General features: G+C 63.3%; 6 protein-coding genes and 1 pseudogene. All 7 read left to right on the top strand.

The window, feature by feature from the left end; all coding sequences use genetic code 11:
• Window positions 1-274 precede the first annotated feature (274 nt).
• Window positions 275-1072 (top strand): annotated as a pseudogene (locus tag ABZE94_RS18780) (Tar ligand binding domain-containing protein); the annotation flags it as partial.
• Window positions 1067-1930 (top strand): methyl-accepting chemotaxis protein, encoded by an 864-nt coding sequence (locus ABZE94_RS18775; RefSeq protein ID WP_372877346.1) that lies wholly within the window; start codon window positions 1067-1069, stop codon window positions 1928-1930. The pseudogene ABZE94_RS18780 and the gene ABZE94_RS18775, both read left to right, overlap by 6 nt.
• A gap of 262 nt (window positions 1931-2192) precedes the next feature.
• Complete coding sequence (locus tag ABZE94_RS18770) at window positions 2193-3446, top strand: ABC transporter substrate-binding protein (RefSeq protein WP_372877344.1); 1254 nt, start codon at window positions 2193-2195, stop codon at window positions 3444-3446.
• Window positions 3447-3612: 166 nt separating this feature from the next.
• Entirely contained in the window at window positions 3613-4521 is a 909-nt protein-coding gene (locus ABZE94_RS18765) for a sugar ABC transporter permease (protein ID WP_318946440.1), read from the top strand.
• The gene (locus ABZE94_RS18760) at window positions 4514-5350 is read left to right on the top strand and encodes a carbohydrate ABC transporter permease (RefSeq protein ID WP_372877341.1); all 837 of its coding nucleotides are present in this window, start codon (window positions 4514-4516) and stop codon (window positions 5348-5350) included. The genes ABZE94_RS18765 and ABZE94_RS18760 overlap by 8 nt, the downstream gene beginning before the upstream one ends.
• 9 nt (window positions 5351-5359) lie before the next feature.
• On the top strand, window positions 5360-6511 hold the full coding sequence (locus ABZE94_RS18755; protein WP_372877339.1) for an ABC transporter ATP-binding protein: 1152 nt from the start codon (window positions 5360-5362) through the stop codon (window positions 6509-6511).
• Window positions 6512-6738: 227 nt separating this feature from the next.
• Window positions 6739-7347, top strand: a 609-nt coding sequence (locus ABZE94_RS18750; RefSeq protein ID WP_372877337.1) for a carbohydrate porin, incomplete at its 3' end; no start/stop codon positions are given.

Below are 7347 nucleotides of genomic sequence, written 5' to 3'. Positions count from 1 at the left end.
GCATTACATGACCCAAGGTTGCTATGCTGGCAGCTGTGAGCCTGTGGCTTCAGTCGGGCCCTTCAGAAGCCTGCGCTGAGGCCGATAGACTGGTTGAGGCCAGGGCGCGTGGCCGAGAGCGGAGCAGCTGCCCGCTGCTGGTTTACGTGCTGCGGCGTCGAGTTTCATCGTGATCGACATGGCGGCTGTGCCTGGGCCGTCTGACCCCTTGAATGGGTGCTCCCTGTTCGTGTTCACCACATTCCTACAACTCTAATAAGAAGCGGGGCCGTATATGAGCCTATTGCAGAGTTTCAGTTTCAAGAAGCGCATGGTGATGCTGGTCAGCCTGAGCGCGGTACTGATGGCCGGGATTGGTGGCGTGGGGCTCAAGGGCATGCTCGACTCCAACGCCTCGCTCGACAGTCTGTACCACGATCGCCTGGTCGGTACGGGGCAGGTGGGGAAGATCATGGCGCTGATGCAGGATAGTCGGGTCCAACTGCTCCTGGCCCTGCAGCACGACCCGCAAAACAGCTTCAAAGACCTGCACACGCACCCGAGAACCCTGCACAGCGATATTGTCCAGGGCAATATCACGAAGATCAGCGCCATCTGGCAGGACTATCTGACTCACCCAAGGGGGGCCGAGGAGCAGCGGCTGGCAGATGATTTCAGCGCCACCCGGGCGATCTTCGTCAACGAGGGGCTGAAGCCCGTGATGGCGGCGCTCGAGGCCGAGCAATTCGAGCAGGCCGGCAGCCTGGCGCTGACCCGTCTCGATGAGTCCTTCGCTGCCGCCAATGCTTCCTCGGAAGAACTCCTGCAGGTGCAGCTGGATCTGGCCGAGGCGCAATTTGTCGCGGCGCAGAGTGAGTACCGGTTGATTCGCAATGCCGCTATCGGGCTGCTGGCCGTCGCGCTCGGCCTGTGCATATGGCTGGCCTGGGGCATCATCAGCGCCTTAGGCACTGCCGTTGCCGCGCTCGAACGCGCCAGCGGACAAATGGCCCAGGGTGACCTGACCGTAACCGCCGATTACCAGGGCGACGACGAGCTGGGTCGGGCGGCCAAGGCCTTCAACCAGATGCGCGAGCGTTTTCACGCCATGGTGCAGCAGGTTTCCAGTGCCACCGGTCAGCTTGCGGCCGCTGCCCAACAGACCTCTACGGTGACGCTTCAGACCGGTGCCGGCGTGCGCCGTCAGCAAGCGGAAATCGGACAGGTTGCGACAGCCATGCACGAGATGACCACCACCGTTCAGGAGGTTGCGCACAGTGCAGCCGGGGCGGCGCAGGCCGCCCAGCAGGCGGATCAGGAAGCGGCAGACGGAAAACGCGTGGTCAGCCAGACCGGCGAAGTCATCGATGTCCTGGCCAGTGAAGTGGAGAAGGCGGCAGTGGTCATTCGCCAGCTGGAGCAGGACAGCGACAAGATCGGCGGCATACTGGAAGTTATCCGCAGTATTGCCGAGCAGACCAACCTGCTGGCCCTCAATGCCGCTATCGAAGCGGCGCGAGCCGGTGAGCAGGGCCGCGGCTTTGCCGTGGTCGCCGATGAGGTGCGTACCCTGGCCTCGCGTACTCAGCAATCGACCACCGAAATCCAGGGAATGATCGAAAAGCTGCAGAGCGGCTCCTCCAGTGCCATGAAAGTCATGGAGGTCAGCTGCACTCAGGCGCGCAAGGGCGTGGAACAGGTCGCTCAGGCGGGGGCCACGCTGGACTGCATCACCCGTTCCGTGGCCACCATTAACGACATGAACGCGCAGATTGCCTCGGCTGCCGAGGAGCAAAGCTCGGTGGCCGAGGAGATCAACCGCAATATTGTCTCAGTCAGCCAGGTTGCTGAAGAGGCTAGTGTCGGCGCGCAGCAAACAGCCGCCACTAGCGAGCAGTTGGCGCGCCTCGCCGAGCAGCTGCAGGGCCTGGTCGGGCAATTCCGCACCTGAGTGCTGGCAAGGCCCTTGGGCGGGCACCTTGGGCCTGGCTGCACCCTCACCTCGGCTGGATGCAGTGCACGCCATGCGGGTATACCCGCGCCTGCGAGTTTCTCCGCTGTACAGCGCCCGTTGCGGCGCTCGCCTATGTCACCATTCGGTGACTTTCCCGCATCCCTTCGTTACCCGCCGCGGCGCCAACCCTGGTTAGACTCGATTCCAGCGCAAGCACCAGACTTGCCCGTGAATAACAACAAGAAAGGAACCTGCTCATATGAATGCGATTTCCCGTCTGTCCACCGCTGTTTCCCTCGCTGCCCTAATGCCGCTGACCGCCCTCGCCGGCGAAGTCGAAGTGCTGCACTGGTGGACCTCCGGTGGCGAAAAGCGCGCCGCCGATACCCTGCAGAAACTGGTCGAAGACCAGGGCCACAGCTGGAAAGATTTCGCCGTCGCCGGTGGCGGTGGCGAAGCGGCCATGACCGTGCTGAAAACCCGCGCCGTCTCCGGCAATCCGCCGGCCGCCGCGCAGATCAAGGGCCCCGACATCCAGGAGTGGGGCGAACTGGGCCTGCTCGCCGACCTCAATCAGGTGGCCGAAGAGAATGGCTGGAATGAGCTGCTGCCGCCCCAGGTGATCGAGGCGATGCAGTTCGGCGGCGACTACGTGGCGGTGCCGGTCAACGTGCACCGGGTCAACTGGCTGTGGATCAACCCCGAGGTGTTCGCCAAAGCCGGAGCCACCGCACCGACTACCCTCGACGAATTCTTCGCCGCCGCGGAAAAACTCAAGGCCGCCGGCTTCATGCCCCTGGCCCACGGTGGTCAGCCCTGGCAGGACAGCACCGTATTCGAAGACCTGGCCCTGGCCGTGCTGGGGCCCGATGACTTCTACAAGGCCTTCGTCGAGCTGGACGAGTCCGTGCTGACCAGTGCCAAGATGGTCGAGGTATTCGCCGCCCTGCAGAAACTGCATGGTTACGTCGACGCCAATGCCGCCGGGCGTGACTGGAACAGCGCCACCGCCATGGTCATCAACGGCAAGGCCGGCATGCAGATCATGGGCGACTGGGCCAAGAGCGAGTGGACCGCCGCCGGCAAGGTCGCCGGCAAGGACTACCAATGCCTGCCATTCCCGGGCACCCAGGGCAGCTTCGCCTACAACATCGATTCGCTGGCCATGTTCAAGTTGAGCGATGCGGACAACCGCAAGGCCCAGGAAGACCTGGCGCGCACCGTGATGGAACCGGAGTTCCAGCAGTTCTTCAACCAGAACAAGGGCTCGATCCCGGTGCGTATGGATCAGGACATGAGCAGCTTCGATGCCTGCGCGCAGAAGTCCATGGTCGACTTCAAGGCTGCTGCCGCCAATGGCGGTCTGCAGCCGAGCCTGGCCCATGGCATGGCCGCCTCCAGCTATGTGCAGGGCGCGGTCTTCGATGTGGTGACCAACTTCTTCAACGACACCAAGGCCGATCCGCAGAAGGCTGCCCAGCAGCTGGCCGCGGCTATCCAGGCCGTGCAGTAGAGCCAGCCCGGCCGCCGGTGCGCCGGCGGTAATCCACTACGTTTGACCTGCTTATCCCTGGCGCATGCCCTCCGGCGCGCGCCACGGGATCGGCCGTGCCGGATTTCTGTAGGAGTCAGGCGGCCTCTAGTTCCCACAAGCGGCGCAATACGCAACGGAGTCACCCATGAGTTCAATCGCAGTTTTCACCAAGGCCTCACCGCTGGATGCGCTGCAACGCTGGCTGCCCAAGCTGGTGTTGGCGCCGACGATGCTGATCGTGCTGGTCGGTTTCTACGGCTACATCCTCTGGACCTTTGTGCTGTCGTTCACCAGCTCGCGCTTCATGCCCAGCTATTCCTGGGTTGGCCTGCAGCAGTACGCCCGCTTGTGGGACAACGACCGCTGGTGGGTGGCAAGCCAGAACCTGCTGCTGTTCGGCGGCCTGTTCATCGGCATCAGCCTGGTGATCGGCGTGCTGTTGGCGGTGCTGCTGGATCAGCGCATTCGCCGCGAAGGTTTTATTCGCACCATTTTTCTCTACCCCATGGCACTGTCGATGATCGTCACCGGCACCGCCTGGAAATGGCTGCTCAATCCCGGCCTGGGCATCGACAAGATGCTCCGCGACTGGGGCTGGGAAGGCTTTCGTTTCGACTGGCTGGTGGACCCGGATCGGGTGGTCTACTGCCTGGTGATCGCCGCGGTCTGGCAGTCCTCGGGCTTCGTCATGGCGCTGTTCCTCGCCGGCCTGCGCGGGGTCGATCAGTCGATCATCCGCGCCGCTCAGGTCGATGGCGCCAGCCTGCCGAACATCTACCTGCGCATCGTCCTGCCGAGCCTGGGGCCGGTGTTCTTCAGCGCCCTGATGATCCTCTCGCACATTGCCATCAAGAGCTTCGACCTGGTCGCCTCGATGACCGCCGGCGGCCCCGGCTACGCCTCCGATCTGCCGGCGATGTTCATGTATGCCCACACCTTCACCCGCGGCCAGATGGGCCTCGGCGCCGCCAGTGCGATCCTCATGCTCGGCGCGGTGCTGGCGATCCTGGTGCCCTACCTGTACTCCGAACTGCGAGGCAAACGCCATGACTAGCCGTTCCCCGCTCAGCCTGAGCCGCGTGGCGATCTACGCCACCCTGTTGGCCGCCTGCGCGGTCTACCTGATCCCGCTGGTGATCATGCTGCTGACCAGCTTCAAGAGCCCGGAAGACATCCGCACCGGCAACCTGCTGTCCTGGCCCGAGGTGTTCACCGCGATCGGCTGGCTGAAGGCCTGGGACGGGGTCGGCGGCTACTTCTGGAACTCGGTGAAGATCACCATTCCGGCGGTGCTGATCTCCACCGTGGTCGGCGCGTTGAACGGTTATGTGCTGGCCATGTGGCGTTTCCGCGGTTCGCAGCTGTTCTTCGGTCTGCTGCTGTTCGGTTGTTTCCTGCCGTTCCAGGTGGTGCTGCTGCCGGCGTCCTTCACCATCGGCCAGCTCGGGCTGGCCAACACCACCAGCGGCCTGGTGCTGATCCATGTGGTTTACGGCATGGCCTTCACCACGCTGTTCTTCCGCAACTACTACGTGAGCATTCCGGATGCCCTGGTGCGGGCGGCGCGGCTGGATGGCGCAGGCTTCTTCACCATCTTCGGACGCATCCTGCTGCCCATGTCGACCCCGATCATCATGGTCTGCCTGATCTGGCAGTTCACCCAGATCTGGAACGATTTCCTGTTCGGCGTGGTGTTCGCCAGTGGCGATACCCAGCCGATCACCGTGGCCCTGAACAACCTGGTCAACACCAGCACCGGGGCCAAGGAATACAACGTCGACATGGCCGCGGCGATGATCGCCGGCCTGCCGACCCTGGTGGTCTATGTGCTGGCCGGCAAGTACTTCCTGCGCGGGCTGACTGCCGGCGCGGTCAAAGGTTAGGAGAACGATATGGCAACCCTCGAACTGCGTAACGTCAACAAGTCCTACGGCAGCGGCCTGGCGGATACCCTGAAGAACATCGAGATCTCGATCGACTCCGGCGAGTTCCTGATCCTGGTCGGTCCCTCCGGTTGCGGTAAGTCGACCCTGATGAACTGCATCGCCGGCCTGGAGGACATCAGTGGCGGGGCGATCCTGGTTGACGACCAGGACATCAGCGGCATGAGCCCCAAGGACCGCGACATCGCCATGGTCTTCCAGTCCTATGCGCTGTACCCGACCATGACCGTGCACGCCAACATCGCCTTCGGCCTGAAGATGCGCAAGATGGCCCCGGCCGATATCGAGGCGGAAGTGGCGCGAGTGGCCAAGTTGCTGCAGATCGAACATTTGCTCAGCCGCAAACCCGGCCAGCTCTCCGGCGGCCAGCAGCAGCGCGTGGCCATGGGCCGGGCGCTGGCGCGGCGGCCGAAGATCTACCTGTTCGACGAGCCGCTGTCGAACCTCGACGCCAAGCTGCGCGTCGAGATGCGCACCGAGATCAAGCTGATGCACCAGCGCCTGAAGACCACCACGGTCTACGTCACCCACGACCAGATCGAGGCCATGACCCTGGGTGACAAGGTGGCGGTGATGAAGGACGGCATCATCCAGCAGTTCGGCACTCCCAAGCAGATCTACAACGATCCGGCCAACCTGTTCGTGGCCAGCTTCATCGGCTCGCCGCCGATGAACTTCATTCCCCTGCGTCTGCAGCGCCGCGACGGTCAGTTGCTGGCGCTGCTCGACTCGGGCCAGGCCCGTTGCGAACTGCCGCTGGGGGCGATGGAGGCGGGCTTCGAGAATCGCGAGGTGATCCTCGGCATTCGTCCCGAGCAGATCCTCCTGGCCACGGACGAGAGCCGCAATCAATCGTCGATTCGCGCCGAGGTCGAGGTTGTCGAGCCCACCGGGCCGGACACCCTGGTGTTCGTCGAACTCAACCAGACCAAGGTGTGCTGCCGCATGGCCCCGGACGATGCGCCACAGGTGGGGCAGGCCCTGGAGCTGCAGTTCGATCCGAGCAAGGTGCTGTTGTTCGATGCCAAAAGTGGCGAGCGCCTGCTGCCGGAAAGGCCGCAGCCGCTCGAGCGCAAGGTGGCGCAGTTGAAGCTCGGCTGAGTGCCCGGGTGCGCGGGGCCGTCTAGGCAGTGCGCACCGCCGCCAGGGCTAATGAAAGTAATCGGCAATCCACCAGCCGCTCAGCCTCAACCTCCAGTGCGCGCGGCGCACTCTGCAGGACCGCTGAGTACGTAGGGTGCGTTATGCGCGCCAATGAACTTCATAGAATCCGTCGCTTCGGCGGTTAACCGCAGCACTTCACACAATAAAAACAATCAGGAGCAGCCATGAAAGTCAGTCTCAATCCTCAGTTATCGCAGCGCGGTGCACCCTACCTGGTCGCATTGGCCCTCGGTCTGGCCTTGCCTCAGGCCCAGGCCCTGGAGTTCAGCGGCTACGTGCGCAGCGGCGCCGGCAGTGCGGACGGCAATGGCAGCCAGTCGTGCTTCCAGTTGCCCGGCGCGTCGTCGAAATACCGCCTGGGCAACGAGTGCGAGCAGTACTCGGAGCTGGATCTGCGCCAGGATCTGCTGACCCTGGGCGATGGCTCGGTGATCAGCGTCGAGGGCATGGCGCAGTTTTTCAACGAGTATGGCCATACCCCCGAGTTCACCGGTGAACATGGCTTTTCCCGGATCAATCAGGCATACGCCGAATGGAGCAAGGTGCCGGCGCTCAATGGCGGTTCGCTGTGGGCCGGGCGGCGCTTCTACAAGCGCAACGACATCCATATCTCCGACTTCTTCTACTGGAACCAGAGCGCCACCGGTGCCGGCATCGAGGACTACGAGCTGGGCGGGCTGAAGTACAGCTACGCCTTTTCGCGCAAGGACAGCGTGTTCCAGAAGGAATACATCAACCGTCACGATTTCAACGTCGCCGGCTTCCAGACCAAT

Origin of the sequence: Pseudomonas sp. (genome assembly GCF_041601375.1) — a bacterium.
Classification (GTDB): Bacteria; Pseudomonadota; Gammaproteobacteria; order Pseudomonadales; family Pseudomonadaceae; genus Aquipseudomonas.
Note: the sequence above shows the minus strand (reverse complement) of the source record. Positions and strands in the feature narration are given on the sequence as shown.

Bases quoted from the DNA above. Each gene is read 5' to 3' on its own strand.
- ABZE94_RS18765 (WP_318946440.1), top strand. From the start codon at position 3,613: ATGAGTTCAATCGCAGTTTTCACCAAGGCCTCACCGCTGGATGCGCTG.
- ABZE94_RS18755 (WP_372877339.1), top strand. From the start codon at position 5,360: ATGGCAACCCTCGAACTGCGTAACGTCAACAAGTCCTACGGCAGCGGC.
- ABZE94_RS18775 (WP_372877346.1), top strand. From the start codon at position 1,067: ATGCGCGAGCGTTTTCACGCCATGGTGCAGCAGGTTTCCAGTGCCACC.
- ABZE94_RS18760 (WP_372877341.1), top strand. From the start codon at position 4,514: ATGACTAGCCGTTCCCCGCTCAGCCTGAGCCGCGTGGCGATCTACGCC.
- ABZE94_RS18770 (WP_372877344.1), top strand. From the start codon at position 2,193: ATGAATGCGATTTCCCGTCTGTCCACCGCTGTTTCCCTCGCTGCCCTA.